Annotated in this window: 22 protein-coding genes and 1 riboswitch; of the genes, 15 read left to right on the top strand and 7 right to left on the bottom strand. The window is 73.8% G+C overall.

What is annotated here, in order from left to right:
* Window positions 1–43: 43 nt before the first annotated feature.
* From K8W59_RS15960 to K8W59_RS15940, 5 genes are all read left to right on the top strand, one after another.
* Window positions 44–1,495: a nitronate monooxygenase gene (locus tag K8W59_RS15960; RefSeq protein ID WP_223395863.1), complete on the top strand. Its 1,452-nt coding sequence runs from the start codon at window positions 44–46 to the stop codon at window positions 1,493–1,495.
* Window positions 1,496–1,521: 26 nt separating this feature from the next.
* Window positions 1,522–1,601: riboswitch (cobalamin riboswitch) on the top strand.
* 48 nt (window positions 1,602–1,649) lie between these two features.
* Complete coding sequence (cobN, locus tag K8W59_RS15955; protein WP_223395854.1) at window positions 1,650–5,381, top strand: cobaltochelatase subunit CobN; 3,732 nt, start codon at window positions 1,650–1,652, stop codon at window positions 5,379–5,381.
* Window positions 5,381–6,106, top strand: coding sequence for a precorrin-6A synthase (deacetylating) (gene cobF / locus K8W59_RS15950; protein ID WP_223395853.1), 726 nt, complete (start codon window positions 5,381–5,383; stop codon window positions 6,104–6,106). The genes cobN and cobF overlap by 1 nt, the downstream gene beginning before the upstream one ends.
* Before the next feature lie 12 nt (window positions 6,107–6,118).
* Window positions 6,119–7,222, top strand: a complete 1,104-nt coding sequence (locus tag K8W59_RS15945) for a hypothetical protein (RefSeq protein WP_223395851.1) — start codon at window positions 6,119–6,121, stop codon at window positions 7,220–7,222.
* Window positions 7,219–7,881 carry a DUF4064 domain-containing protein gene (locus K8W59_RS15940; RefSeq protein WP_223395849.1) on the top strand — a complete coding sequence of 221 codons (663 nt, stop codon included), beginning with the start codon at window positions 7,219–7,221 and terminating at the stop codon, window positions 7,879–7,881. The genes K8W59_RS15945 and K8W59_RS15940 overlap by 4 nt, the downstream gene beginning before the upstream one ends.
* 87 nt (window positions 7,882–7,968) lie before the next feature.
* Here K8W59_RS15940 and K8W59_RS15935 read toward each other — a convergent pair whose 3' ends face one another.
* The 3 genes from K8W59_RS15935 to K8W59_RS15925 are packed head-to-tail and all read right to left on the bottom strand — an operon-like array spanning window position 7,969 to window position 10,850.
* On the bottom strand, window positions 7,969–9,132 hold the full coding sequence (locus K8W59_RS15935) for a pyridoxal phosphate-dependent aminotransferase (RefSeq protein ID WP_223395847.1): 1,164 nt from the start codon (window positions 9,130–9,132) through the stop codon (window positions 7,969–7,971).
* Window positions 9,133–9,153: 21 nt separating this feature from the next.
* The gene (locus tag K8W59_RS15930) at window positions 9,154–9,957 is read right to left on the bottom strand and encodes an ABC transporter permease subunit (protein WP_223395845.1); all 804 of its coding nucleotides are present in this window, start codon (window positions 9,955–9,957) and stop codon (window positions 9,154–9,156) included.
* A complete protein-coding gene (locus tag K8W59_RS15925; protein WP_223395843.1) occupies window positions 9,954–10,850 on the bottom strand; it encodes an ABC transporter ATP-binding protein in 897 nt (298 codons plus the stop codon). The genes K8W59_RS15930 and K8W59_RS15925 overlap by 4 nt, the downstream gene beginning before the upstream one ends.
* A gap of 112 nt (window positions 10,851–10,962) precedes the next feature.
* On the opposite strand from K8W59_RS15925, the gene pyrE reads away from it, so the two are divergent.
* On the top strand, window positions 10,963–11,496 hold the full coding sequence (gene pyrE / locus K8W59_RS15920) for an orotate phosphoribosyltransferase (RefSeq protein ID WP_223395834.1): 534 nt from the start codon (window positions 10,963–10,965) through the stop codon (window positions 11,494–11,496).
* Between the two features lie 22 nt (window positions 11,497–11,518).
* Here pyrE and K8W59_RS15915 read toward each other — a convergent pair whose 3' ends face one another.
* Window positions 11,519–12,265, bottom strand: coding sequence for a DedA family protein (locus K8W59_RS15915; RefSeq protein WP_223395832.1), 747 nt, complete (start codon window positions 12,263–12,265; stop codon window positions 11,519–11,521).
* A 96-nt stretch (window positions 12,266–12,361) separates the two neighbouring features.
* Between K8W59_RS15915 and K8W59_RS15910 the strand changes: the two genes are divergently transcribed.
* The 8 genes from K8W59_RS15910 to K8W59_RS15875 all read left to right on the top strand — a co-directional run bounded on the left by K8W59_RS15910 (window position 12,362) and on the right by K8W59_RS15875 (window position 22,541).
* A complete protein-coding gene (locus K8W59_RS15910) occupies window positions 12,362–13,000 on the top strand; it encodes a TrmH family RNA methyltransferase (RefSeq protein WP_223399882.1) in 639 nt (212 codons plus the stop codon).
* A gap of 131 nt (window positions 13,001–13,131) precedes the next feature.
* Entirely contained in the window at window positions 13,132–14,196 is a 1,065-nt protein-coding gene (locus K8W59_RS15905; RefSeq protein ID WP_223395829.1) for a Fic family protein, read from the top strand.
* 65 nt (window positions 14,197–14,261) lie between these two features.
* Window positions 14,262–14,543, top strand: a complete 282-nt coding sequence (locus K8W59_RS15900; RefSeq protein ID WP_223395828.1) for an acylphosphatase — start codon at window positions 14,262–14,264, stop codon at window positions 14,541–14,543.
* 109 nt (window positions 14,544–14,652) lie between these two features.
* Window positions 14,653–15,687 (top strand): class II fructose-bisphosphate aldolase, encoded by a 1,035-nt coding sequence (fbaA, locus tag K8W59_RS15895; RefSeq protein ID WP_223395827.1) that lies wholly within the window; start codon window positions 14,653–14,655, stop codon window positions 15,685–15,687.
* A 143-nt stretch (window positions 15,688–15,830) separates the two neighbouring features.
* Window positions 15,831–18,359: an FtsX-like permease family protein gene (locus K8W59_RS15890; RefSeq protein WP_223395826.1), complete on the top strand. Its 2,529-nt coding sequence runs from the start codon at window positions 15,831–15,833 to the stop codon at window positions 18,357–18,359.
* Window positions 18,356–20,986: a hypothetical protein gene (locus K8W59_RS15885; RefSeq protein WP_223395825.1), complete on the top strand. Its 2,631-nt coding sequence runs from the start codon at window positions 18,356–18,358 to the stop codon at window positions 20,984–20,986. Before K8W59_RS15890 ends, K8W59_RS15885 begins: the two co-directional genes overlap by 4 nt.
* Window positions 20,983–21,882, top strand: a complete 900-nt coding sequence (locus tag K8W59_RS15880; RefSeq protein ID WP_223395824.1) for an ATP-binding cassette domain-containing protein — start codon at window positions 20,983–20,985, stop codon at window positions 21,880–21,882. The genes K8W59_RS15885 and K8W59_RS15880 overlap by 4 nt, the downstream gene beginning before the upstream one ends.
* The gene (locus K8W59_RS15875) at window positions 21,879–22,541 is read left to right on the top strand and encodes an ABC transporter ATP-binding protein (protein ID WP_223395823.1); all 663 of its coding nucleotides are present in this window, start codon (window positions 21,879–21,881) and stop codon (window positions 22,539–22,541) included. Before K8W59_RS15880 ends, K8W59_RS15875 begins: the two co-directional genes overlap by 4 nt.
* A gap of 61 nt (window positions 22,542–22,602) precedes the next feature.
* On the opposite strand, the gene K8W59_RS15870 is transcribed toward K8W59_RS15875, so the two are convergent.
* Window positions 22,603–24,087, bottom strand: a complete 1,485-nt coding sequence (locus K8W59_RS15870) for a DHA2 family efflux MFS transporter permease subunit (RefSeq protein ID WP_317846280.1) — start codon at window positions 24,085–24,087, stop codon at window positions 22,603–22,605.
* Window positions 24,088–24,146: 59 nt separating this feature from the next.
* On the opposite strand from K8W59_RS15870, the gene K8W59_RS15865 reads away from it, so the two are divergent.
* Complete coding sequence (locus tag K8W59_RS15865; protein WP_223395821.1) at window positions 24,147–24,560, top strand: DUF3151 domain-containing protein; 414 nt, start codon at window positions 24,147–24,149, stop codon at window positions 24,558–24,560.
* A 2-nt stretch (window positions 24,561–24,562) separates the two neighbouring features.
* Here K8W59_RS15865 and K8W59_RS15860 read toward each other — a convergent pair whose 3' ends face one another.
* Window positions 24,563–25,177 carry a response regulator transcription factor gene (locus tag K8W59_RS15860; RefSeq protein WP_223395819.1) on the bottom strand — a complete coding sequence of 205 codons (615 nt, stop codon included), beginning with the start codon at window positions 25,175–25,177 and terminating at the stop codon, window positions 24,563–24,565.
* Window positions 25,174–26,328: a sensor histidine kinase gene (locus K8W59_RS15855; protein ID WP_223395817.1), complete on the bottom strand. Its 1,155-nt coding sequence runs from the start codon at window positions 26,326–26,328 to the stop codon at window positions 25,174–25,176. Before K8W59_RS15855 ends, K8W59_RS15860 begins: the two co-directional genes overlap by 4 nt.
* Window positions 26,329–26,351 lie beyond the last annotated feature (23 nt).

Raw genomic sequence — 26,351 nt, 5'->3', positions numbered from 1 at the left:
CGCCGCTGGGGAGGGTTGCATCGGGTTGCGTAGCGTTCGCCCCATGGAGACGCTGCCTGCCACCGGTCTGCTCGCCCGCCTCGGCGCCACCATCCCGGTGGTCGCCGCCCCGATGGCCGGCGGCCCGTCCACCCCCGCGCTGGTGGCCGCGGTCGGGCGCGCGGGCGGCCTCGGCTTCCTCGCCGGGGGCTACCTCACGCCCGAGGCGCTCGCCGAGCGGATCGAGGAGACGCGGGCCGAGGGGGTGCCGTTCGGCGTCAACCTGTTCGTGCCGAACCCGGTGCCGATCGACCCGGAGTCCTACCGCGCCTATGCCGCCGAGCTGGGCCAGGTCGCCGGGGAGCCGCGGGAGGATGACGACGCCTGGGGAGAGAAGCTCGAGCTCCTGCTCGCCTCGCCCGTCCCGGTCGTCAGCTTCACCTTCGGGATCCCGGCGGCCGAGACGGTCGCCCGTCTCCGCGGGGCGGGCACAGTCGTCGTCCAGTCGGTCACCTCGGTCGAGGAGGCCCGGCAGGCCGAGCAGGCCGGGGTGGACGGTCTGGTGGTGCAGGGCGTCCTCGCCGGGGGTCACTCGGCGACGACGACGCCGGAGGTGCCGCTGGTCGACGTACCCCTCGCTCTGCTGGTCGCGCAGGTGCGCGAGGCGGTCGACCTGCCGGTGTGGGCGGCCGGCGGGGTCGCCACGCACGCGCAGGTGCGGCGGCTGCTGGCGGCCGGCGCCGAGGCGGTGTCGGTGGGGACGGTGCTGTTGCGTACGCCGGAGGCCGGGACCTCCGCGCCCTACCGCGAGGCGCTGGCCGACCCCGACCGTGAGGACACGCTGCTGACCCGGGCGTTCTCCGGACGGCCCGCCCGCGCGCTGGCCAACGCCTTCACCCGCCGCTTCACGTCGGTGGCGCCGTCGGGCTACCCCGCGATCCACCACCTCACCGCGCCGCTGCGCCGGGCGTCGGCCGAGGCCGGCGACCCGGAGGCGGTCAACCTGTGGGCGGGCGCGGGCTACCGCCTCGCCACCGACGAGCCGGCGCAGGTCGTGGCCGCCCGCCTCGCGGGCGCGCCCGAGCCGTTCGTGGTCTCCGCGGTCGCGTTCGTCCGCGACGGTGCCGTGCTCACCGTGCGCAAGGAGGGGACCTCCCGGTTCATGCTGGTCGGCGGGAAGCTCGAGCCGGGGGAGTCGCCGGCCGACGCCGCCGTCCGTGAGACCCGCGAGGAGGTCGGGGTGGAGATCGCCGAGCCCGAGCTGCTCGGCGACCTGCTGGCCGAGGCCGCCAACGAGCCGGGCCACCTGGTCCGCTCCTCGACCTTCCTCGCCGACCTCCCCGAGGGCGCCGAGCCCGTCGCGGCCGGCGAGATCGCCGAGGTGCGCTGGGTTCCGCTCGCCGCGGCCGCCGCGGGGGAGTACGACGACCTCGCGCCCCTCCTCGAGCACCGGGTGCTGCCGCTGCTGCTCGCGCGGCTGGAGGCGGAGGAGCCGGCCCAGGGCGAGGACCGCTAGGCTCGCGGCACCACTCCGTGCGGTCCCAGGAACCCGGTGCAGGTCCGGGGCGGTTCCGCCACTGTGAGCCCGTGCGCAACCGGCGCGTGGGCGAAGCCAGACACTGGCCCGCACGGATCCGACCACGAGGGGCGAGAACCCCGAGGAGGAGACCGTGCGGATCGCACTGCTGTCGACGTCCGACACCGACCTGCTCAGCGCCCGGGCGTCCGGCGCCGACTACCTGTGGGCCAACCCGGCCCGGCCCGCGCACGAGGAGATGGCCGAGGCGATCGAGGCCGCCGACCTGGTGGTCGCCCGGCTGCTCGGCAGCCCGCACGACCTGTGCGAGGGCTTCGCCCGGATCCGGGCGACCGGCAAGCCGATGGTGGTGCTCGGCGGGGAGCAGCAGCCCAACGCCGAGCTGATGGAGGTCTCCACCGTCCCGATCGGGGTGGCCGCCGAGGCGCACCGCTACCTCGCCGAGGGCGGCCCGCGGAACCTCGCCCAGCTGCACGCCTTCCTCTCCGACACCGTGCTGCTCACCGGTGAGGGCTTCGAGCCGCCCGAGGCGCTGCCCGCGTGGGGGTGGTCTCGACGGGCTCGACCACCGAAGGGCGGCTCGACCACCGAGGGGAGGGCCCGGGTCGGGATCCTCTACTACCGCGCCCACGAGGCGAGCGGGAACACCGACTTCGTGCACGCGCTCGCCGACGCCGTGGACGCGACCGGCGAGGCGGTCGGCCTGCCGGTCTTCGCCGGCTCGCTGCGCGCCGCCCCCGACGACCTGATCGAGGCGCTGGGCACCCTGGACGCGCTGGTCGTCACCGTGCTCGCCGCCGGCGGGCAGACGCCGGCGGCCGTGAGCGCCGGCGGTGACGATGAGTCGTGGGACGTCGCCCGGATCCGCGAGCTCGACGTCCCGGTGCTGCAGGCGCTCTCGCTCACCTCCTCGCGGGAGGAGTGGGAGGCCAATGACGACGGCGTCACGCCGCTGGACTCGGCCACCCAGATCGCGATCCCGGAGTTCGACGGGCGGATCATCACGGTGCCGTTCTCCTTCAAGGAGCTCGATGAGGAGGGGCTGCCCCGCTACGTCGCCGACCCCGAGCGGTGCGCCCGGGTCGCCGGCATCGCCGTACACCACGCGCGGCTGCGGCACGTGCCGAACGCGGAGAAGCGGGTCGCGCTGATGCTCAGCGCCTACCCGACCAAGCACTCGCGGGTCGGCAACGCGGTCGGGCTGGACACCCCCGTCTCCGCCGTACGCCTGCTCCAGCGGCTGCGGGCCGACGGCTACGACCTCGGCAGCGACAACACCGTCACCCGGATCCTGGATCGGGTCTCGACAAGCTCGACCGGCGAGGGGGTGGACTCGACCAGCGAGGGGGTGGGCTCGGACGCCGACGGGACGGAGGTCACCGAGGCGGGGAACGCGCTCATCCACGCGCTGATCGATGCCGGCGGCCAGGACGAGGAGTGGCTGACCAACGCCCAGCTGACCGACCAGCACGTGCGGATCACCACCGAGCAGTACGCCGCTTGGACCGCCGACCTGCCCAAGACGCTGCGCGACCAGGTCGCCGAGGCGTGGGGGGACGCGCCGGGCGAGCTCTTCGTCAACGACGCCGGGGAGCTGGTGCTCGCCACCCTGCGCGCCGGCAACGTGGTGCTGCTGATCCAGCCGCCGCGCGGCTTCGGGGAGAACCCGGTCGCGATCTACCACGACCCCGACCTCGCGCCGAGCCACCACTACCTGGCGGCCTACCGCTGGCTGCGGGCCACGCCCGAGACCGGCGGATTCGGCGCCGACGCGGTGGTCCACCTGGGCAAGCATGGCTCGATGGAGTGGCTGCCGGGCAAGAACGCGGCGCTGTCGGCCGAGTGCGCGACCGACGCCGCGGTCGCCGACCTGCCGCTGATCTACCCGTTCCTGGTCAACGACCCGGGTGAGGGCGCGCAGGCCAAGCGTCGCGCGCACGCGGTCGTCGTGGACCACCTGGTGCCGCCGATGGCGCGCGCGGAGTCCTACGGCGACATCGCCCGTCTGGAGCAGCTGCTCGACGAGCACGCCAACATCGCCGCGATGGACCCGGCCAAGCTGCCCGCGGTCCGCGCGCAGATCTGGACCCTCATGCAGGCCGCGCAGATGCACCGCGACCTCGGGCTGGACGACCGCCCGGAGGACGACGACTTCGACGACTTCCTGCTGCACGTGGACGGGTGGCTCTGCGAGATCAAGGACGTGCAGATCCGCGACGGGCTGCACGTGCTTGGCCAGGCGCCCACCGGCCAGGTACGCGTCGACCTGGTGTTGGCGATCCTGCGCGCCGCGCAGGTCTGGGCCGGTACGGCGGGGGCGCTGCCCGGCCTCCGGGCGGCGCTGGGGCTGGTCTCGACAGGCTCGACCAGCGAGGGGGGCTCGACCAGCGAGGAGGTGGACGCGCACGAGCAGCGAGCGCGAGCGCTGGTGGAGGCGCTGGAGGAGCGGGGTTGGGACCCGGCCGCGGTGGAGGAGGTGGTCGGCGATCTCGAGCCGGACGCCGACCCCGACGTGGCCCGGCTGCTCACCTTCGCCGCCGAGCAGGTGGTGCCGCGGCTGGCCCGGACCACCGACGAGATCGACCACACCCTGCACGCGCTCGCGGGCGGGTTCGTGCCCGCAGGGCCGTCCGGAAGCCCGCTCCGCGGCCTGGTCAACGTGCTCCCGACGGGGCGCAACTTCTACACCGTCGACCCGCGCGCGGTGCCGAGCCGGCTCGCCTGGGAGACCGGCGTGCACATGGCCGACTCGCTGCTGGAGCGGCACGTCGCCGAGACCGGCGAGCACCCGCGCAGCGTCGGCCTGTCCGTGTGGGGCACCAGCGCGATGCGGACCTCCGGCGACGACATCGCCGAGGTGCTGGCACTGCTGGGCGTGCGCCCGGTGTGGGACGAGGCGAGCCGGCGGGTCACCGATCTGGAGGTGATCGACCTCGACGAGCTCGGCCGGCCGCGGATCGACGTCACCGTGCGCATCTCGGGCTTCTTCCGCGACGCGTTCCCGCACGTGGTGGCGATGCTGGACGACGCCGTACGCCTGGTCGCCGGGCTCGACGAGCCCGCCGAGGCCAACTTCGTCCGCGCCCACGCGCAGGCCGACCTGGCCGAGCACGGCGACGAGCGGCGGGCGACGACCCGGATCTTCGGGTCCGCGCCGGGCGCCTACGGCGCGGGGATCCTCCCGCTGATGGAGGCCGGCAACTGGCGCGACGACCGGGACCTGGCCGAGGTCTACACCCAGTGGGGCGGCTACGCCTACGGCCGCGGGCTGGACGGGCGCGAGGCGCACGACGACATGCGCTCCTCCTACCGCCGGATCGCCGTCGCGGCGAAGAACATCGACACCCGCGAGCACGACATCGCCGACTCCGACGACTACTTCCAGTACCACGGCGGCATGGTCGCCACCGTGCGCGCGCTCACCGGCTCCGCGCCGCGCGCCTACGTCGGCGACTCGACCACCCCCGACGCGGTGCGGACGCGCTCGCTGGAGGAGGAGACCGCCCGGGTCTTCCGGGCCCGCGTGGTCAACCCGCGGTGGATTGCCGCGATGCGGCGGCACGGCTACAAGGGCGCGTTCGAGCTGGCCGCGACGGTCGACTACCTCTACGGGTTCGACGCCACGGCCGGGGTCGTGCACGACTGGATGTACGAGCAGCTCGCCCGGGACTACGTCCTGGACGAGACCACCCAGGAGTTCCTTCGCGACGCCAACCCGTGGGCGCTGCGCGGGATGGTCGAGCGGCTCGACGAGGCCGCCCAGCGGGGCCTGTGGGCCGAGCCCGACCCCGAGGTGATGGACCGGATGCGCGAGGTCTACCTCTCGGTCGAGGGGGACCTGGAGGACCGGGGGGCCGAGGCCTGATGCGCCGGCTCCGGGTGGTCGGGATCGGCTGCGCGCCCGAGCACCTCACCCGGGAGGCGGCCGCCGCCCTGGCGTCGGTGGACTACGTCATCGCCGCCGACAAGGGCCCCGACGACCCGCTGCTGGCGGTGCGCCGCGCGCTGTGCGAGGAGTACGGCGTCCCGCTGGTCGCCGTACCCGACCCGGAGCGGGACCGCGACGACCCGGCCGACTATCCGCGGGCTGTGCGCGACTGGCACGCCGCCCGGGTGGCGGCCTACCTCGAGGTGCTCGAGGAGCGCCCGGGCGACGCGGCGTTCCTGGTCTGGGGCGACCCCGCGTTCTACGACTCCACGCTGCGGATCGCCGAGCAGCTCGCCGAGCGGACGCCGCTCGCGGTCGACGTGCTCCCCGGCATCTCCGCGATCCAGCTGCTCGCGGCCCGGCACGGCCTGGTGCTGCACGGCGTCGGCCGGCCGTTCCTGGTGACCACCGGGCGCCGGCTGGCCGCGGACGCGCAGACCCACGACGAGCTCGTGGTCTTCCTCGACGGGGGCTTCCGCGCGCGCGAGCTGCCGGGGGAGTGGCAGGTCTGGTGGGGCGCCAACCTCGGGACGGCGTCCGAGCGGCTGGTCGCGGGCGCGCTGCGGGAGGTCGCCGAGGAGGTCCTCGCCGCCCGCGCGGCGGCCGGTGCCGAGGCCGGGTGGGTGATGGACACCTATCTGCTCCGGCGTTGTCCCGGCTGAGACAATGAGGCCGTGAGCAGTACCTCCCCCGAGAGCCCGGGTCTCCGTCCCCCGCAGGTCACCATGTTCGGTTGGCTGGTGATCCTGTCCGGGATCGTGACCGTGCTCAACTCCTGGGAGACGGTGGCGGCGATCGGCAGCCTGGAGACGACCGAGGAGCTGCGCCGCCGGCTGGGCGAGCCGCCGTTCAGCTCCGCCGGCATGGGCCTGGAGGCGATGCGCGAGACCCACCGGGTCGCGGCGATCGTCGGAGCGGCCGCCGCCGGCGGCGCCGCGGTCTTCGCGATCTGGGCGATGCGGCGCGACCGCACCGCGCGGCTGGTCCTCTCGGTGCTCGCCGTCCCGGTGCTGCTCACCGGCTACGTCCTCGGCGGCCTGGCGCCGACCCTGCTCGCCGTGGCGGCGATGATGCTGTGGCTGCAGCCCTCGCGGGACTGGTACGACGGCAAGGACTACGTGCCGCCCGAGCCCCCCGAGGAGCCCAGTGCGCCGAGCGCCCAGGATCCGTGGAGCCGGCCGGACCGGCCCACCACGCCCGACGCGGGATGGGCGGCGCCCGACCCGGGCCAGCGGCGACCGGAGGGAACCACCCCGGCCCTCGACGCCCCCGCCGCTCGCGGGGAGCAGCGTCCTTCGCTCGCACAGCGGACCCGTCCCGGGGCGCTGGTGCGGGCCTGCCTGCTCGCCGGCGTGTTCTCCGCCGGCGCCTTCGGCCTGGTGGTCGCGGCCCTGACGATGCTGCTCGGCGACACCGACGGGATGGTCGAGACGATGCAGCGCCAGGAGCCGGCGCTGGGCGAGGCCGGGATCACCGGGGACCAGCTCGTCCTCACCCTGGCGGTGATGCTGGGCGTGGTCGCGCTGTGGTGCGCCGCCGGGGTCGTCGCCGCCTATGCCACGCTGCGCGGCGCCGAGTGGGGCCGGATCACGCTGATCGTGCTCGCGGTCGTGACCGGCGTGGCCTCGGTGGCGTTGGGGGTGGTCAACCCGATGCTGCTGGTCGTCGCTCTGGCCTGCGTGATCACCGTGGTGCTGCTGGTCCGTCCCGAGGTCGCGGCGTGGACCCGGGGGAGAAGCCGCGCGGATCGCCGTACTCGTGATCCAATGGTGCCGTGAGCAACCAGCAGCCGCCGCCCGAGAACCCCTACGGCCAGCAGCCCGGCCCCGACCAGCCTGCCGAGGGTCGTCCCCCGGCCTACGGCGACCAGTCCTCCTACGGCCAGCCCTCCTACGGGCAGGGCCAGCAGCCGGCCTACGGCCAGCAGCCCTATGGTCAGCAGCCGGGCTACGGCTACGCCTCGCCCGACCAGCGTCCCGGCACCGTCACCGCAGCCGGCTGGATCACCATCGTCCTGTCCGGGCTGACCGCACTGATGCTGGGACTGAGCATGATCGGCGTCGTGGTGGCTCGCGAGCCGATGCTGGACGCGATGCGCAACGACCCGAACGTGAACAGCGCGCTGGAGGACCAGGTCACCTACGACCAGATCTCCGGGGTGATCCTTGCGACTCTGGCCGTGTTGACCGTGTGGTCGATCATCGCGGTGATCCTGGGCGTCATGGTGCTGCGGCGCTCCAACGCCGCCAGGATCCTGTTGGTGATCAGCGCGGGCGTCTGCGCGATTCTCACGCTGATCTCGATCGCTGCGCTCGTCCCCGCGCTGTGGACGCTCGCGGCCATCGCGGTGATCGTGCTGCTCTTCGTCGGCGGTGCCGGTGACTGGTTCAAGGGTCGCACGCAACAGCAGCAGTACGGCGCTCCCTACCAGGGCTGACGCTCCCACTCTCCGAGCACCCGCACCACGCCCGTGCACCGGGTTGTGGTGCGGGTGGCACCACAACGGCTGCTCATCAGCCGGGGCTCAACGGGCGAGATCGGCCCGGGTCAGCCGGGCCACGCCCTCCTCCAGCACGGCGGGGTCCTTGCAGAACGCCCAGCGCACCAGGTGCCGCCCGGCGTCGGTGTCGTAGAAGCCCTGCATCGGCACCGCCACCACGCCGGCCCGCTCGGGCAGGGCGCGGCAGAAGGCGAGACCGTCCTCCCAGCCGAGGTGGGAGATGTCGGTGGAGGTGAAGTACGTCCCCTGAGGCACGGTCGGCGAGAGCCCCGCTGCCCGCAACCCCTCGCAGAGCAGGTCGCGCCCGCGCTGCAGGTCCGCGGCGAGCTTCCGGGTGAAGTCGACCTCGTGCTCCAGGGCATAGGCCACGGCCGGCTGCAGGGGCGCCCCGGAGGTGAAGGAGAGCCACTGCTTGGCGTTCATCGCCGAGGCGACCAGGTGCGCCGGCCCGCTGGTCCAGCCGACCTTCCACCCGGTCAGCGACCACGACTTGCCGACGCTGGAGAGGGTCAGCGTGCGCTCAAACATGCCCGGCAGGCTCGCGATCGGCACGTGCACCCGGTCGTCGAAGGTCAGGTGCTCGTAGACCTCGTCGGTGATCACCGTGACGTCGTGTGCGATCGCCAGCTCGGCGATCGCCGAGAGCTCCTCTCGGCTCAGCACCGTCCCGGTCGGGTTGTGCGGGGTGTTGAGCAGCAGGAAGCGGGTGCGGTCGGTGACCGCGGCCCGCAGCGCGTCCAGGTCCAGCCGGAAGTCGGGTGCGTGCAGCGTCACGGGACGGCGTACGGCGCCCGCGACCTGCAGCATCGCGGCGTAGGAGTCGTAGTACGGCTCCAGGAGCACCACCTCGTCCCCGGGCTCGATCAGCCCGAGGATCGAGGCGGCGATCGCCTCCGTGCAGCCGGTCGTGGCGATCACCTCGGTGTCGGGGTCCAGCTCCATGCCGTACTGCTCGCGCTGGTGCGCGGCCACGGCCTGGCGCAGCTCGGGCGTCCCGATACCGGGGGCGTACTGGTTGTGCCCGGTGCGGGCGGCCTCGACCGCCATCTCGATCACCGACGAGGGGCCGTCGGCGTCCGGGAAGCCCTGGCCGAGATTCACCGAGCCGGTGCGGACGGCCAGGGCGGACATCTCGGTGAAGATGCTCTGTCCGACCCCGGCCAGGCGCTGCACGTGGTGTGGCTGCATGCCACCGACCCTAGTCGCGGGTCACTTGATCTCCGACCGCATGACCAGCCAGGAGCCGATGGCCAACGGGATCCACAGCCAGATCAGGCTGGTCACCCCGAGCTGGGCCCACTGCTCGGCGCCCATCGAGCCGTCGTAGAGCCGGGTGATCGCGAAGTTGACGTCCACCCACGGCTGCACGTCGGCGAACCACTCCTGGAAGGCCGCGAGCACGCCGAAGACGGTCGGCAGGACGAAGGAGTAGACGAAGTAGGCCACGATCGCGGCCGGCGAGCTGCGCAGCAGCACGCCGAGCATGAAGCCGATCAGCATGCTCAGCACGCTGGCCAGGATCACCTTCCCAAAGGCCGCGAGGCTGAAGTTCCAGACCGCGTCGATGCCGTTGATCGCCGCGCCCACGACGTTGCTGAGCGCGCCGATGCCCATCGCGACCAGCATCGCCACGACGCCGACCAGGACGACCGAGGCGAGCTTGGCGGCGAGCACCCGGCCCCGGTTCGGGACCAGGGCATAGGTGGTCAGCGCGGTGCGCTGGCTGTACTCACTGGTGACGGCGAGGATCGCGATCACCGGCAGGATGATCGCCATCGGGGTGCCGATCGCGGCGGAGAACGTGCTGAAGCTCAGCAGGCTGTCGTTGCCGAACAGGATCACCCCGGCGCAGGTCAGCAGCGCGACGATCGCGATGCTGGCCATCAGCCAGAAGCCGGCGCGGGTGTCGAACATCTTGCGCAGCTCGACCTTGACCAGCCGGGCGAACGGGACCGGCGCCTCGGCGACGGCCGGCGAGGTGGGGGAGGTGGTGACGGTGGTGGTGGCGCTCATGCGGAGACTCCTTCGCGGGCGGTGTCGGCGGTGAGCTCGAGGAACATGTCCTCCAGGCCGGCGCCGTCGGCGGGCCGGAGCTCGGTGAGGGGTACGGCGGCCTCCAGGGCCGCCTGCCCGACGGCGGCGGGGTCGGCGTCGACCAGCAGGCCCCCGTCGACGGGGGTGGCGCTGATCTGCTGGCCGGCCAGCTGGGTGGCGAGCGCGTCCGCGTCGGGGGTGCGGACCAGGGTGCCGGCTCCGGCGAGCAGCTCCTCCTTGGTCCCCTGGGCGACGATCCGGCCGCGCCCGATGACGACCAGGTCGTCGGCGATGACCTCGATCTCGTGCAGCAGGTGGGAGGAGAGCAGCACCGTCCCGCCCCGGTTGGCGTAGCCGCGCAGCAGGTCGCGCATCCAGCGGATGCCCGCCGGGTCCAGGCCGTTGGCCGGCTCGTCGAGGATCAGCACCCGCGGGTCGCCGATCAGGGCCGCGGCGATGCCCAGCCGCTGTCGCATGCCGAGGGAGTAGTTGCGGACCCGACGCCCGGCCTCCTCGTCGGTGAGACCCACCAGGGCGATCATCTCGGCCACCCGCTGCTTCGGCAGCCCCATCGTGGCCGCGGACAGGGACAGGATCTCCCGGCCGGTGCGGCCGTTGTGCTGCGCCGAGGCGTCCAGGAGGACACCGACCTCGCGCCCGGGGTTGCCCAGGGAGGTGTAGTCCTTCCCGTCGATCGTCGCCCTACCGGCCGTCGGCCGGGTGAGGCCGACCATGGCCCGCATCGCCGTCGACTTGCCCGCGCCGTTGGGCCCGAGGAAGCCGGTGACGCGCCCGGACTGGGCGGTGAAGGTGATGTCGTCGACGGCGGTGAAGGCGCCGTACTTCTTGGTGAGGGACTCCACGAGGATCATGGCCTCCAGAGTGTCGGAAACGCCCGGAGCCGGCCAATCGGGAAGGCCGCTGAACCCGACCCCGAGTCACCCCTGAGCCCGGCCGGGGACGACCCCGGCTAGGGTGCGACACGTGAGCAGCACGGACCCCAGCCTCGCCGCCGACATCGACGCCTGCTCCCGGCTGACCGGGGAGTTCACCCTCCGGTCCGGCCAGGTCGCGAGCGAGTACTTCGACAAGTACCTCTTCGAGTCCGACCCCGCCCTGCTCGGCCGGGTCGCCGACCAGATGGTGGGGCTGATCCCCGACGGCACCGAGCTGCTCGGCGGTCTGGAGCTCGGCGGCATCCCGATCGTGACCGCGCTCTCCGCGCGCACCGGCCTGCCGGCGCTGTTCGTGCGCAAGAAGGCCAAGGAGTACGGCACCGCCAAGCTGGCCGAGGGCCCCGACGTGGAGGACCGGCGGGTGACCTTGATCGAGGACGTCATCACCACCGGCGGCGCCGTGCGCGACGCGACCCGGGCCCTGCGTGAGCGCGGTGCGGTGGTGGACACGGTGGTGTGCGCGATCGACCGCTCCCCGGAGGGGGAGAACCCGCTGGCCGACGTGCAGCTCGCGGTGCGCCCAGTGCTGACCAAGGCCGAGCTGGACGCCGTACGCGCCTGAGTGCTGCCCGCACGGGACGGGCTCAGTCCCGGGTGGTGTCCCGCCCGGTGATGTCGCGGTCCGGCACGCCGTCGTGGTCGCGGTCCGCGGCCTCCGGGGCGTTGGTGCGGCGGTGCCGCCACCACTCCCAGGCGATCGGGATGACCGAGAAGGCCAGGATCAGGATGATCGCCTTGTCGATCTGCTCGCCCAGCGCGGGGAACGCGTCGCCGAGGAAGAAGCCGAGCAGCGTGATCGAGACGACCCACAGCACGGCGCCGATGAGGCTCCAGAGGAAGAACCGGTGCCGCTCCATCTTCGTCACGCCCGCCACCACGGTGACGTAGGTGCGCACGAACGGCACGAACCGGCCGATCACCAGCGCCTTGTTGCCGTGCTTGTCGAAGAACGCGGTCGTCTGGTCGAAGTACTTCCGCTTGATGATCCGCCCGTCGCGGGCATAGAGCGGCTCGCCGATCAGCCGTCCGATCTCGTATCCCGTGACGTTGCCGAGGAAGCCCGCGGCCGTGAGGGCACCGAGCGCCGCGAGCAGCTCCAGCCAGGGGCTGCCCGGGAAGAGGTCGATCTGGCCGGTGGCGATGAACAGCCCCATTGCGAAGAGCAGGGTGTCGCCGGGCAGCAGCGGGAAGAACAGGCCGCACTCGACGAACACGATGGCCAGGCTCAGCCAGAACAGCTCGGTGCCGAACTGGTCGAGCAGCCAGTTGGGGTCCATCCACTCGATCCCCAGGAGCAGCGGCACCAGGAGCGTGGTGAGAGGATACGTCACCCCGCGAGCCTAACCGCCGCCCGGAGGCGCCTCGGGGACCGGCCCGCGTCTAGGGTGCGGGGCGTGGAGCGTAAGGAGCGGGCGCCGTACGACCCGATGCCGCACGGCCCGCCGGAGGTCGGCGTGGGCCCGTGGGAGGGGCCGTGGCCGGAGGGGGAGGAGTACGACGCTGCGCTGCTCGCCGAGGGCGACCGGCGCAACGTCGTGGACCGCTATCGCTACTGGAGCGTCGAGGCGATCGTGACCGACCTCGACACCCGGCGGCACGCCTTCCACGTGGCGATCGAGAACTGGCAGCACGACTTCAACATCGGCACGATCGTGCGCACCGCCAACGCCTTCCTCGCCGCGGAGGTGCACATCGTCGGCAACCGGCGGTGGAACCGGCGCGGCGCGATGGTGACCGACCGCTACCAGCACGTGCGGCACCACGAGGACGTCCCGGCGCTCGCGGCCTACCTGCACGCGCTGCCGGAGCCGGCGACCCTGTGGGGGATTGACAACCTGCCCGGCTCCCGGCCGTTGGAGACCACCGTGCTGCCGGAGCGGGTCTGCCTGCTCTTCGGCCAGGAGGGGCCGGGCCTGTCGGCGCAGGCGCGCGAGGCCTGCGACGGGACGTTCTCCATCGCCCAGTTCGGCTCGACCCGGTCGATCAACGCCTCGGCCGCCGCCGCCATCGCCATGCACTCCTGGGTGCGCGAGCACGCCGACCTGGGTGGGGCCTGGCGCGGCTAGAGCCGAGGGCTGGAGGCGGCTGCCCGAGGTGGGAGCGCCCACACATTCCGCGACATGTTGGATTTTTTGAGAATTGTTAACACGTTACCGGAATGCGTTGAAGGAGCCGACACATGTCCTGGAGTCCTCAGGTGCCCTTCAACGACCTGCCGCCGTTGCCCCCGGACGGCATCGATCTTGAGCCCAAGGCCGTCCTGAAGGCGACCGTCGAGGCACGAACCGCGTTGGCGACGCTCGCCCAAGCGCGACGGCTCCTCCCGAATCCCACCATCCTGATCCACGCGGTGCCGCTGCTTGAGGCGCAAGCGAGCTCCGAGATCGAGAACATCGTGACGACGGCCGACGAGTTGTTCAAGCACGTCGAGTCCGGTGGGGGCGATCACGCCACAAAGGAGGCCCTTCGGTACCGGAGTGCCCTCTTCGCTGGCGTCGAGGCAATCAGGTCTCGGCCGCTGACTGCAGCGACGGCGGTGCGGGTCTGTGCAGAGCTCCACGGTCGAGACATGGACGTCCGCGCGGTCACCGGCACACGGATCGCCAACCCAACGACGCGCGAGATCGTCTACGCGCCGCCGGAGGGTGCCGACGTCATTCGCGACAAACTCTCCGACTGGGAGCGGTTTGTCCACGCCGGCGACGACCTCGATCCGCTGGTGCGGATGGCCGTAGCCCACTACCAGTTCGAGGCCATCCACCCGTTCCACGACGGCAACGGGCGCACGGGACGTGTCCTGAACATCTTGATGTTGATCGAGGCGCGGCTGCTGGACGACCCGATCCTCTACCTGTCCAGAGCGATCATCGAGCGCAAGAACGACTACTACCGCCTGCTACGGGCCGTCACAGCCGAGGGCGCGTGGATCGAGTGGATCCTCTACATCCTTGACGTCGTGCGCGAATCTGCAACGTCAGCCACGCGCAAGATCGCGTCCATCCGCACGTGCCAGAACGACATTGCCGAGCGGGCTCGCGCGGCCACCCCGGGTGGTCGGGATGCACAGTTCCTCGACGTGCTTTTCGAGCAGCCGTACTGCCGGATCAGCACTGTGACCGACCGATGTGGGGTGTCGCGGCAGACAGCCTCAACGTGGCTGCATGCCTTGGTGACAGCCGGCTTGCTCAGCGATGTCAAGGTCGGCCGGGAGATCCTGTTCGTGAACCACGAGTTCCTGGACGTGCTCACGCGAGCCGAGTAGCCGGCTGGCCCCGCGCACCCTTCGGGGTGCCGTGGCGGCCGCTGCGTGCCGCCTACCCTGGCGGCATGGACAACAGGTCGGACATCGCGCGCGACGTCGTGGTGCGCGGCATGGTGCAGGGCGTGTCGTACCGCTGGACCACCCAGCAGGAGGCCGAGCGGCTGCACGTCCGGGGCTGGGTGCGCAACGAGCCGGACGGCTCGGTGCGGGCGCACCTGGAGGGCGAGCCGGAGCAGGTCGCGGAGCTCGTGGCGTGGATGCGCCAGGGTCCGTCCGGCGCGCAGGTCGAGTCGGTGGACGAGCAGCAGGGCGAGGTCGAGGGCGTCAGCGGCTTCCGGGCGGAGTGACCCGACCCGGCGCCTTGAAGGTTGTCAGCCGGACGAGACTGCAGGCGACTCATCGGTAGCCACTAGGGTTGAGCGTGCACCCTGACGCACTGCCGAGGAGTCTTTCCCCATGCCGATCGCCACGCCCGAGATCTACGCCCAGATGCTCGACAACGCCAAGGAGAGCTCCTTCGCGTACCCGGCCATCAACGTCTCGTCCTCCCAGACCCTCAACGCCGCGCTGCGCGGCTTCGCCGACGCCGGGTCCGACGGGATCATCCAGGTCTCCACGGGCGGTGCGGAGTACCTCTCCGGCCCGTCGGTGAAGAACATGGTGACCGGCTCGGTGGCCTTCGCCGCCTACGCCGCCGAGGTCGCCAAGGGCTACCCCGTCAACATCGCGCTGCACACCGACCACTGCCCGAAGGACAAGCTGGACGGCTTCGTCCGCCCGCTGCTGGAGATCTCCGCCGAGCGGGTCGGCCGGGGCGAGGCCCCGCTGTTCCAGTCGCACATGTGGGACGGCTCCGCCGTACCCCTGGAGGAGAACCTGCAGATCGCCGAGGAGCTGCTGGCCAAGGCCGCCGCGGCGCACATCGTGCTGGAGATCGAGGTCGGCGTCGTCGGCGGCGAGGAGGACGGCGTCGCCAACGAGATCAACGACAAGCTCTACACCACGCCCGAGGACGCCATCGCGACCGTCAAGGCGCTCGGCGCCGGCGAGAACGGCCGCTACCTCACCGCGCTCACCTTCGGCAACGTGCACGGCGTCTACAAGCCCGGCAACGTCAAGCTCCGCCCGGAGATCCTCAAGGCCGCCCAGGAGGCCGCCGCCGAGGCGCTCGGCAAGGACGCGTCGGCGCGGCCCTTCGACCTGGTCTTCCACGGCGGCTCCGGCTCGACCGCGGAGGAGATCAGCGCGGCCGTCGACTTCGGCGTGGTGAAGATGAACGTCGACACCGACACCCAGTACGCCTTCACCCGGCCGGTCGCCGGGCACATGTTCACCCACTACGACGGCGTGCTGAAGGTCGACGGCGAGGTGGGCGACAAGAAGGCCTACGACCCCCGCGCCTGGGGCAAGGAGGCCGAGGCCGGCATGGCCGCCCGCGTGGTCGAGGCCTGCGAGAACCTCCGCTCCGCCGGCCACTCCCTGGGGGCCTGAGCCCCGACATCCCGGGGGTCACCCCTCGGGGAAGGTAGTTTCTTCCGGGTGATCAGGCCCGGGGGTGGTGTGGAATGGGGGCGCTAGCCGCTCTGGTCCTGCGCCGCGCCCGTTCCAACCCGGCCCCTGTGGTCGCGGTCGCGGTGAACGTCCTCATCGTCTGCGCGCTCGTCTCCGGGCTCGGGTCGAGCCTGGGACTGATCTCCCAGCAGGCGCTCACCTCCTCGCTGTCGGCGCTGCCGCCCGAGGACACGACGGTGACGGTCACCTCGACCTACGACGAGGACGACCCAGCCGCCCAGGACCGCGCGGTGCGCGACGCTCTGGCGCCGGTCGTCGCCCAGGGCGGCGCGGTCGTCACCGCGCTGGCCTCGGGGACCTTCGACCGGGCCGGTGGGGCTCCCCGGGGGGCCGACGCCCCCGACGCCCCCGTCGTCTTCGCGGCCGTCGCGGGCGCCGATCCGGTGATCGGCGCGGGGCGGGCGCCGCGGGCCGGCCCCGACGGCCCCGACCGCCTCGAGGTCCTCGCGCCGCAGGGTACGGCGGAGCCGGGGGACCGGCTGCGCCTCACCGGGCGGCTGGGCCAGGGGACCGTCGACGCGACCGTGGTCGGCACCTGGGCCGCCGACGACGAGCGGGCCCTCGGCACGGTGGACCCCACCGCGCTGCTGGTCGCACCGGAGGCGTTCCCCGCCGTCGCCGGCACCGACTCCGAGGTCGCCTGGCGCGCCGTACCCAGCCTCAGCCTGTCGGCCGACCGGTTTCCCCAGCTCTCCGACGGCGTCGCCGAGGCCCTGGACGCCATCGAGGTCGTCGACGCCGACATCCCGGCCAGCGTGAGCGCGGAGTCGGGGCTGCGGGAGGCGATCGCCGACCGCACCGAGGAGCTCGCGGTGCTGCGCGGCCTGCTCCTCGCCCCCGTGGCGATGCTCGTGCTGGTGGCGCTCGCCGGACTGGTCCTCGTCGCCGCCGGACTGGCCGAGGTCCGCGGTGAGGAGGAGTCGCTGTGGCGCTCGCGCGGCGCCACCCGCCGCCAGCTCATCGGCCCTACCGTGCTGGAGAACCTGCTGATCTGTGGCACTGCCGCCGCGTTCGGGCCGCTGCTGGCGAGCGTCGCGATCCGGATCGGCGACGTCCGCCCGCCGCTGTCCGCGTCGGCGTGGGTCGCCAGCGCCGTCGCGGCCCTCTGCTGCGCCGTGGCGCTCTCCGCGCCCGCGCTCCTGCGAGCCCTCGGAGGCGACCGGGGCGAGCAGCTCGACCCGCAGCGGCAGCGTCGGCGCCGCCTCACCGCCCAGGTGGCGCTGCTCATGCTGGTGGCGATCCTCGGCGTGCTCGGTGTCGTCACGCTGCGCGGCTACGCCGACCGGGTCGCCTCCGGTGCGACCGGTCTCGACCCGCTGGTGGTCGCCGGCCCGGCGCTCGTCCTGGTCGCCGTGACCGTGCTCGCCGCGGCCGTCGTGGCGCCGTTCCTGCTGCGCGGGCTGGCGCGGTTGCTGGACCGTCGCGGGACGGCCGCGGTCCTCGGGTCGCTGCTGGCCGCCCGCGCGGCCCGCCGTACCGTCCCGCTCGTCCTCGCCGTCTCGCTGGCCGTCGGCAGCGTCGCCTTCGCCCTGATCGTCCGGGACAGCACCGCCCAGGCGCGGGTGGCACGGGCCGACTACGTCGCCGGAGCGGACGTGCGGGTGACCGCGCCGCCGTCGGCGACCCGGGCGGGGGAGGAGGCGGAGGCGAATGCGCTGCGCGACCTGCCCGGCGTCACCGCGGTGACCGGCGTCCGCCGGAGCACCACCTTCGTCGACGACCTCGGGGCCGACGCCGTGGCGGTGGACCTCGACGCCGCCACCGCCGAGGCACTGGTCGGCACCGAGGACCCGCTGCCGTGGCGGCGGCTGGCCTCCGAGGGGGACGGCCCGGTCCCCGTCGCGATGACCGAGCCGCTGGCGAGCGCGGCCGGGCTGTCCCTCGGGGACACCCTCACACTCAGCGTGCTCGGCCGCTCGACCGAGGTCGAGCTCGCCGCCCTCGTCCCGTTCGTGCGCACCGTCCCCGACGGGTACGGCGGCGTCCTGGTCGACGCGGGCGCGCTGGAGGCGGCCGGCGGGCCACTGGACCCGCCGACCGAGTGGTGGCTGGATGCGCGCGACCCGGACCGTGTCGCCGCGGCCCTGGCGGAGCGGCCCGACCTGGCCGCCCGCACCCAGACCCGCGACGGCGTGCTCCGCCAGCTCGAGGACGACCCGGCCACGGGCGGGACCGCCCTCGGCCACGTCCTCGCCCTCACCGCCCTCGGCGCCACGGTCGTCGGCGTCCTGGTGCTCTGCTCGGTCCTGTTGCTCCGCCGGCGCGAGCGCGCCGCCCAGGCCCGGATGGTGGCGGTCGCCGGCGGCGACCGCCGCCTCCTCTCCGGTGCCCTGACCTGGGAGCTCGGGCTCGCCGGCGGTACCGGCCTGCTCGCGGGCCTGCTGGCCGGCGCCGCGGTCGCCGCGGTCACCCTGTCCTCGCTGGTGCTCGGCACCGACGGCGGCCCCCTGGTGCCGGCGCCCGAGTTGCTGGTGCCGTGGGCGTGGGTGCTCGCCGCGACCCTGGCGATCGTGCTGCTGCCCGTGCTGGCGCTCCGGTTCCTCGTGCGCCGCGACCTGGCCCCCGGCCTCGGAGAGGAGGGAGGCCGATGACGACCGGCCGGCATCGCGCGTCCCGGAGGCGCCCGGGCATCCGCCCCAGCGCGATCGTGCTCCTGCTGGTGCTCCTGTGCAGCGGGGCCACGGTGGCCGCCGGGGCTTCCTCCGCCTGGCTGCGCACCAGCGCCGACGACCTGGCCCGCGGCGCCTTCGACCGCGCCGGCCACACCGCCTCCCAGCTGCAGGTCGACTACACCGGCGTCGACGCCGACGGGCTGCCCGCGGGCGGCGGTGCCGAGGTGCGCGCGGCGATCTCCCCGCAGGTGCGGCGGCTGCTGTCCGGCCCCCGTGCCGTGGCGATGACCAACCAGCAGGCGCTGAAGATCCTGCCCGCGCGCAGCGCCCAGCCGTCGTACCTCTCCGTGGCCGGCTTCCCCGAGATGACCTCGCTCGTCGACCTGGTGAGCGGACGCCAACCGCGTCCCGGAGCGACGGTACGGCGACTGCCCGACGCCGTGGCCCGCGACCGCAACGGCCCGGCGACCGCCGCGGTCGTCGAGGTGCTGATCCACGAGGAGACCGCGAAGGCACTGGACCTTCCGGTCGGCTCGTGGGCCGAGCCGTCCAGCTCCAGCCTGGACCTCTCGCCCCGCGAGTCCACCATCCTGCGGGTGGTGGGCACCTTCCGCCCGCGCGGCGAGGCGCCCACCGCGCTGGACGACGTGCCGGCCACCCGCGCACCGTCGATCTCGGTGCTCCCCGAGGTCAACCTGGTGCGGGCGACCGCGCTGGCCGCCGACCCCGAGACGGTCTTCGGGGCGACCTGGCCGCAGGACCCGATGCTGCGCTACAGCTTCGACCTGGCCCGGCCGCCGGACGCCGAGGCCGTGCCCGGCTTGGTCGAGCAGCTCCGCCGTACCCGGCTGCAGTCCTGGCCCGAGGTGGTGCCCTCCACCGGGGCCTCGGCCGCGACCGGCCTCGCCGACACCGCGTCCGGGGTCGTCACCTCGCTGCGCGCCAGCGACGGCGTGCTCACCCTGGTCCTCAGCGGCGTGGCGTCCGGCCTCCTCGTCGTCCTCTGGGCGGCCGCGCTGCTGCTGGTCGAGCGGCGCCAGGCCGTGCTCACCGTGATGCGGGCGCGCGGCGCCTCGACCTCCTGGCTCGGCGTCCGGGCCGCCGTGGAGGCGGTGCTCTGGGTGCTGCCCGGGCTGCTGCTCGTGGGACTGGCCGCCGCTCTGCCCGGCCCCGTGCGGCTGGGCGACCTCGTCGTGGCCGCTGCCGCGGCGCTGGCCTGCGTCGCGGTCATCACCGTCGCCCAGGCGGTGCCGGCCTCCACGGGGCTGATCCGCACCGTCCTCGTCGACGCCCTCCAGCTGGTCGTGGTCGTCCTCGCCGTCGGTGGGGTGCTGCTCGTGTGGGCCGACGACTCGGTGGGCGCGCGGGACCCGATCGTGTTGGCGCTCCCGGTCCTCATCGGTACGGCGACCGCGGTGATCGCCGTACGACTCCTCGGACCGCTCCTCATCGCGGTCGGCCGGACCGCCGCACGCGGCCGCTCGCTGGTCGGGATGGTCGCGCTCGCCCAGGCCGGCGACGTGGTGCGCCGTACCTCCCTGGCGTGTGTCGCCGCCGTCCTCGCGCTGGCCACCGGGGTGCTGGCGCTCGCCGCCGACGACACCCTGGAGGCGGGTGCCGAGCGGGCGGGCTGGGAGACCGCCGTCGCCGACGTCTCGGTGCGCAGCAGCGTGCTGCGCGCGGACGCCCTCGACCGGGTCGGGCGGCTCCCGGGCGCGGGCGCCGTCGTCCCCGTGCTGCTCAACGACCAGGCGACCGTCGAGACCCCCGAGGGGCTGGGCAAGGTCCAGCTGATCGCCGCGGACACCGCGCGTCTGCAGCGGGTGCTCGACCCGGCGGTCGGCGATCTCGAGATGCCGCGGCCGCGCGGGGACGTGCTCGAGGTCGTCGCCTCGCCGGGGCTGCAGCTCGACGGCGACTCCACGGTGCGCTTCACCTACGGCGACGCCACGATCCGCGCCGTCGACCGGGTCGACGGGATCCCCGGGCTGACCGGCGAGGACCCCTTCCTCATCGTCGATCTGGACGCGATGGGCGAGGCCACCGGCCGGGCCGCCGACACCTTCGACCTCGCGCTCGTCTCCGGCGACCCCGACCCGGCCGCGGTCGCCCGGATCGTCCGCGAGCGGGACCCCCAGGCCGAGGTGCTCTCCCGCAGTCGGATCACCGAGGAGGCGCTCTCCTCGCCCGCGGTCCAGCGGACCCGTCGGGTGCTGATGTCGGCCGCGCTCGCCGGGGGCGTGCTCGGCCTCGTCGCGCTGACGCTCGTCGTGGTGCTGGGCGGCCCGGCGCGGCGGCGTACCTCCGGGGTGCTGAGCACCCTCGGCACCGGAGTGCGCGACATCCGCCGCGCCGCCGCCCTGGCGATCGTCCCCGTGGTGGGCGCCGTCGCGCTGGCCGCCGCCGTGGCCGGCGTCGCCCTCGCGGTGGTCGCGGGCCATGCCTTCGACCCCGCGGCCCTCGCCGCCCCGACGGTCTCGCTCCCGGTGCGCCTCGCGCCCCTGACTCTCCTCGCGCTGGTCGTGGCCCTGGTGCTGGTCACCGTCGCGACCGCGCTGCTCGTGCGGCCCCGCCGCCCGGACCCGGCAGAATCGGAGACCCCATGACCACCACAGCCGTCGCCACCCCGGTCGACCACACCGGCACTCCGCAGATCGAGTGCGAGGGCCTCGTGCGCATCTACAAGCGCAAGGGCGTCGAGGTCGTCGCCCTCCAGGGCCTCGACCTGCATGTCGACCGGGGGGACCTGGTCGCCATCGTCGGCGCCTCCGGCAGCGGCAAGTCGACCCTGCTCAACATCCTCTCCGGCCTGGACACCCCCAGCGCCGGCCGGGCGGTCGTGGCGGGGCACAACCTGCTCACCATGGGCCGCAGGGAGCGCCGGCAGTACCGCCTCCGCACCTGCGGGTTCGTGTGGCAGCGGGCGACCGACAACCTGGTGCCCTACCTGACCGGGCTGGAGAACGTCGCGCTGCCGCAGCGGCTGGCCGGGACCGGCCGGGCCGAGCGGGACTCCCGCGCCGCCGAGCTGCTGGAGCAGCTGGGCATCGCCGACTGCGCGGACCGCCGCCCCGCCGACCTCTCCGGCGGTGAGCAGCAGCGCCTGGCCATCGCGGTCGGCCTCGCGAACGGGCCGGAGGTGCTGTTCTGCGACGAGCCCACCGGCGAGCTGGACACCTCCGAGAGCCACGAGGTCTACGGCGCGCTGCAGCAGGCGAACGAGCAGCACGGCACCACCGTCGTGGTGGTGACCCACGACCCGACGGTCGCGGGGGAGGTACGGCGCACCGTGGCCATCCGCGACGGCCGCACCTCCTCGGAGACGCTGCGCCGCGACGGCGCCGAGGCAGGGCACGTGGTCTCCGAGGAGTTCGCCGTACTCGACCGGGCGGGGCGGCTGCAGCTGCCCGCCGACTTCGTCACCGCGCTCGGGCTGCAGCGCCGGGTGCGGGTGGAGCTGGTCGAGGACCACATCCAGATCTGGCCGGAGGAGAACCGATGATCCGGGTCCGCGACCTGCACAAGACCTACGGCCACGGTGGGCAGGACGTGCACGCCCTGCGGGGCGTCGACCTGTCCGTGGACGAGGGCCAGCTGGTCGTGCTCAAGGGGCGCTCGGGTGCCGGCAAGACGACGCTGCTGCGGCTGATCGCCGGGCTGCTCCGGCCCGACTCGGGCACCATCGAGGTGGCCGGGCACGCCGTCACGGGTGCCAAGGACGCCGAGCTGGTGGAGCTGCGGCGGAGCACCGTCGGGGTGATCCACCAGGACTTCGCGCTGCTGCCGCTGCTCACGGCTGAGGAGAACGTCGGCCTGCCGCTGCGGATCACCCGGGTGCCGACCGCCGACCGGGACGCCCGGGTGAGCGAGCTGCTGGACCGGGTGCGGCTCTCCGGCCACGCGCGCCAGCGGCCCGACGAGATGTCCGGCGGCCAGCAGCAGCGGATCGCGATCGCCCGTGCCCTGGCCAGCCGGCCGCCGCTGCTGCTCGCCGACGAGCCCACCGCCCAGCTGGACTCCGAGACCGGCGCCAGCGTGATGGAGCTGATCCGGGCGCTCGTGGTGGACGAGGGCACGACGGTCGTCGTCGCCACCCACGACCCCGCGCTCGAGTCGTTCGCCGACGCGGTGGTGCACCTGGAGGACGGCCGGCTCAGCTGATGCGGGGTGGGCTCGGGGGCGGGTACGACGAGGCCGGCGCGCGAGTCGACCCCGAGTCGGGTCAGCGGGCCAGCAGGTGGCGCGGGGTCTGGAAGAACAGCACCGCGACCAGGCCGAGCGCGAGCACCAGGGGCAGGAGCAGCAGGGACTGCGCCATCGCCTCGGTGAAGGCGCCGGCCGCGGCGGGAGGCAGCGCGGCCGCGGGGGTGCCGTGCCCGCCGCTGGGGGAGAAGTCCAGCCCGTTGGCGGAGAGCCGGGCGTCCATGAGCACGGCGATGGCCGCGGACCCGAGCACCGCGCCGACCTGGCGGGTGGCGTTGTAGACCCCCGACCCGGCACCCGCCCGCTGCGGCGGCAGGTTGCGGTTGGCGCTCGCCGCCAGCGGACCCCACAGGAACGCGCTGCCCGCTCCCATCAGGGCGAACCCGACGAGGAGCTCCCACAGCGGGGTGGTCGGCGTGAGCACGGAGGAGACCAGCAGCAGCGCGCCGCCGAGCACCACGAAGCCGCCGACGGTCAGGATCCGGGGGTGCAGCCGGTCGGTGAGTGACCCCGAGAGCCGCGCCAGCAGGATCGACATGACCGCCATCGGCGCGAGCAGCAGGCCGGACTCGGTCGGCGACCACCCCCGGACCAGCTGGGCGTAGAGCATCAGGGGGAAACCCATCGCGGTGAAGGAGAAGCTCACCGTGACGATCGCGACGTTGGAGACCGAGAAGTTGCGGTCGCCGAACAGGGAGAGCGGGACCAGCGGCTCCTGACGGTTGCGCGACTGCCAGAGCACGAAGAGCACCATCACGACCAGCCCCGCGACGATCAGCCGCCACACCGTGAACGGGCCGGCGATGGTGGACCAGTCGTATTGCTGGCCCTCCTGCAGCCCGAAGACCAGCAGGAACATCCCGACCCCGCTGAGCGCCACCCCGAGCCAGTCGAAGCGGTGCGCGTGCGTCACCAGCCGCGGCACCAGGCGCGAGGCGAGCACCACGCCGACCACGCCGACCGGGACGTTGATGAAGAAGATCCACTCCCAGCCCAGGTGGTCGACGAGCACCCCGCCGAGGATCGGGCCCACCAGGGTCGCGACGCCCGCGGTGGCGCCCCACAGCGCCATCGCGCTGCCGCGCCGCTCGGGCGGGAAGATCCGGGTGATGACCGACATCGTCTGCGGGGTCATCAGCGCCGCGCCGAGGCCCTGCACCACCCGCGCCGCGATCAGCCCCTCGATGGTCGAGGTGAGCCCGCACCACAGCGAGGCGAGGGTGAAGATCGTCAGCCCGATCAGGTAGATCCGCCGCGGCCCGAACCGGTCACCGAGCCGCCCGGTGATGAGCACCGGCACGGCATAGGCGAGCAGGTAGGCGCTGGTCACCCACACGACCGTGTTCACCTGGGCGCCGAGGTCGCCGATGATCGCCGGGGTCGCCACCGTCACGATGGTCGTGTCCAGCAGGATCATGAAGAAGCCGAGACACAGCGCGAGCAGGGCCGGCCACGGGTTGGCCATCGTCTCGTCCGTGGCGCAGGTCGTCGGTGCGGCGGTCACAGGGACCAGTGAACACCCGGCCGCCGACACCGCACCCACCGGAGCCCTAGGGTGGGCGCATGGATCACCGTGACCTGATGGCGCAGCCGCCGGAGACCAGGCTGCCCGAGGACCCGGCCGCCGCGGAGCTGGCGTCCGGCGATGCCCCGATGGACGTCGTACGCCGCAACCCGGCCTCCCCGGTCGCCTGGGCCGCGCTGGCGCGCGCCGCGCAGGACGAGGGCGCCGACGACGTCACCGTCTACGCCTACGCGCGCGTGGGCTACCACCGCTCGCTCGACCTGCTGCGCCGCAACGGCTGGAAGGGTCACGGCCCGGTGCCGTGGAGCCACGAGCCGAACCGCGGCTTCCTCACCAGCCTCGCCCTGCTGGCCCAGGCCGCCGGCGCGATCGGCGAGACCGACGAGGAGCAGCGCTGCGCGGACTTCCTGCGCGACTCCAGCCCCGATGCCTACGCCGCGCTGCTCGGCTGACGTCAGATCCAGCCCTGCGCGCGAGCCCGGGCGCAGGCGTCGTGCCGGTTGCTCGCGCCGAGCTTGGTGACCGCGCTGGAGAGGTAGTTGCGCACCGTTCCGGGCGAGAGCGCGGCCCGCTGGGCGATCTCGTCGACGGGTGCGCCGTCGGCGGCGAGCTCGAGTACGTCGGCCTCGCGCGCGGTGAGCGGGCTGTCGCCGGCCGCGATCGCCTCGGCGGCCAGCTGCGGGTCGACGAACCGGCCACCCCCGTGCACCGTCCGCACCACCTCGGCCAGGGTATGCGCGGAGGTGGTCTTGGGCAGGAAGCCGCGTACGCCGGCCGCGAGGGCGCGCTTGAGGTGCCCGGGCCGGCCGTGGCTGGTGACGATGACGCAGCCGCATCCGGGCAGGTCGCGCCCGAGCTGCTCGGCGACCGCGATCCCGTCCGGTGCGGGCATCTGCAGATCGAGTAGGGCGACGTCGGGCTGCTGCTGCCGGGCGACCGCGAGCGCCTCCGGGCCCGACCCGGCCTGGCCGACGACCGTCAGGTCGGCCTCGAGGTCCAGCAGCTGGGCCAGCGCGGTGCGGACCAGCGTCTCGTCGTCGGCGAGCAGCACCCGGATCGGATCGGTCACGCGCGCGCCTCCGCGGCGGTGGCGGCGGCCGGGATGGTGAGCCGGAGGAGGAACCGACCGGCGTCGTGGGTCGTGTCGATCCGCCCCCCGTGCGGCTCGACCCGCTCCGACAGTCCGGTCAGTCCCTGCCCCGGCCCACCCGGCGCCCCGGCGCCGTCGTTGGCCAGCTCCAGCACCCGGCCGTCCCAGCTCGCCCGCACGGCGGTCGCCCGGGAGTGCCGCAGGATGTTCGTGACGCCCTCGCGGATGGTCAGCGCCACCGCCTCCTGCCAGTCCTCGGGGACGCCCGCGACGTCCAGGTCGGCAGTGATCCCGGCGGCCTCCAGCAGCGACCGGGCGCCGGCGACCTCCTGCTCCAGCGTGGGGGCGCGGTAGCCCCGGGCCAGCTCGCGGGCCTCCCGCAGCGCCTCGTCGGCATACCCCTGCACCTCCGCCATCCGGTCCGCGGCTCCGGCCGAGTCGCCCCGGCGGGCCAGGGTCGCGGCGAGCTCGCTGGTGCGGGCGATGGTGGACAGCTGGCGGCCCATCACGTCGTGGACGTCGCGGGAGAAGCGCAGCCGCTCCTCGGCCACGGCCAGCGACGCCTGGGCCTCGCGCGCCTCGTCCAGCTCCCGCACGACGGTCACGATCCAGACCGACAGCCGCACGGTGAAGAGGCTGAACGCGGTGACGAAGAGCGCCACGATCGCTCCGGCGGACGCGTCGACCCACCACGCCGCGCGGCTCTGGGCGCTGGTGCCGATGCCGCCGACCAGCGCGGCGACGCCGAGCAGGCGGGCGATGGCGAGGGTGCCCCGGGCGCCGGCGAGGGGCCAGACCACGGCCCACACGAGCGCCATCGCGACGGCGCGGGCGTCGTACCCGACCAGGTCGGAGGAGCGCAGCACGACCGCCGCCACGAGGGCGGACCCGACCAGGAGCGCCTGCTCGAGCGGGCCGGGCTCGCGCCAATCCCGGAAGAAGCGCAGCTCCACGGCCGTCGCCACCGCCATGGTCACGAGGAACGCCAGGAGCCAACCCGGCAGCCCGGCGCCTCCGAGCACGGGGAGCACGAAGGCCGCCGGCATCAGCCAGAGCAGCACCACGAAGCTCTGCTGGGTGTAGAGCTCGACCCGGTCGGCCTGGCCCAGCCCGCGGTAGCTCCAGCGCATCGCGCCTCCTCTCGTGTCGGTCC

The sequence above is a fragment of the Nocardioides rotundus genome (assembly GCF_019931675.1).
Classification (GTDB): domain Bacteria; phylum Actinomycetota; class Actinomycetes; order Propionibacteriales; family Nocardioidaceae; genus Nocardioides; species Nocardioides rotundus.
The sequence above is the reverse complement of the archived record's forward strand: the minus strand, read 5'-3'. Positions and strand labels throughout refer to the sequence as shown.